1 protein-coding gene is annotated in these 1358 nt (G+C 75.3%); it reads left to right on the top strand.

Annotated features, from left to right (window positions below; translation table 11 throughout):
* Positions 1-405: 405 nt before the first annotated feature.
* Complete coding sequence (locus JS521_RS35690; RefSeq protein WP_372448648.1) at positions 406-1308, top strand: endonuclease/exonuclease/phosphatase family protein; 903 nt, start codon at positions 406-408, stop codon at positions 1306-1308.
* The last annotated feature ends 50 nt before the right edge of the window (positions 1309-1358 follow it).

Raw genomic sequence — 1358 nt, 5'->3', positions numbered from 1 at the left:
AGCACCGACCGGACCGGTATCCCAGCACCGACCGGACCGGTATCCCAGCACCGACCGGACCGGTATCCCAGCACCGACCGGACCGGTATCCCAGCACCGATACGTACCTGAAACAGAGCCGTGCGGTGCTTGAAGTGCGCCCCTGACCAGCCGGAAGCGGCGTTCCCGGAGGCTGTCCGCGTACCCCGCCCCGGGGCCCGCGTCGACCGTCAGGAGAACTCCGCCGTGCTGAGCCCACCCAGGGCCGAGGCCGCATCGCCTGCCACGGATGCGGCGACCGCCCCTGACCCCGAGCCCGAGCCGGGCCCCGCGTCCGATGGGTCCGAGTCCGCTGGGCCCGCGTCCACTCGCCCCGCGTCCACTCGCCCCGCGTCCCGCCGCCGTCCCGCCCGGCGCGCGGACCATCTGATCGCCGCGGCCGCCGTGCTCTGCGCCGCGCTGATGGCGCTGCACGCGTGGATCCCGAACGCGGGCGTCAACGCGGGCAGCCTCCTCCAGACGCTGCTGCCCTGGACGGGCCTCTGCGTGCCGGTCCTGCTCGTGCTCGCCGCCGTACGCCGGTCCCGGACCGCCGCCGTGGCGGTGCTCGCGCCCGCCGTCGTCTGGGTCACCCTCTTCGGCGGCGCGCTCACCGACAAACGCTCCGAGGGTGTCGGCGGCGGCGACCTGACGGTGGTCAGCCACAACGTGGGTGAGGGGAACACCGACCCGGCCGGCACCGCCCGCGTGCTCGCCGCGGCGGGCGCGGACGTCCTGGCGCTGGAGGAGCTGTCCGACGCGTCGGCCGCCGTCTACTCCCGCGAACTGGCCGCCGCCTACCCGCACCACGCGGTGATCGGCGGGGTCGGCCTCTGGAGCAGGCACCCGCTGGCGGACGTGAAGGCGGTGCCGATCATGCCGTGGACCCGCGCACTGCGCGCCACGGCCCTGACCCCGGACGGACCCGTCGCCGTGTACGCGGTCCATCTGGCGTCGGTACGGGTCTCGGCGGCCGGTTTCACGACCGGCCGGCGCAATGACGCGGCCCGCGAGCTGGCCGCCGCGCTCCGGGCGGAGCCCGCGCCCCGGGTCGTGGTGCTGGGCGACTTCAACGGTACGTATCAGGACGGCGCGCTGGACCCGGTGACCTCGCAGCTGCGTTCCGCGCAGCGGGAGGCGGGTGACGGCCTCGGTTTCACCTGGCCCGCGCCGTTCCCGATGGTCCGCATCGACGACGTGCTGGTACGGGGGATGACCGCGCGCGCCGCCTGGACCCTGCCCGCCACCGGCAGCGACCACCTCCCGGTCGCGGCCACGCTGAGCCGGTGACCAGGTCCTCCGCCCTCCCCCGACTACGATGCGACCGACCGCCCCAGCGC

It is taken from the genome of Streptomyces durocortorensis (assembly GCF_016901035.1).
Lineage (GTDB): Bacteria > Actinomycetota > Actinomycetes > Streptomycetales > Streptomycetaceae > Streptomyces > Streptomyces durocortorensis.
The sequence above is the reverse complement of the archived record's forward strand: the minus strand, read 5'-3'. Positions and strand labels throughout refer to the sequence as shown.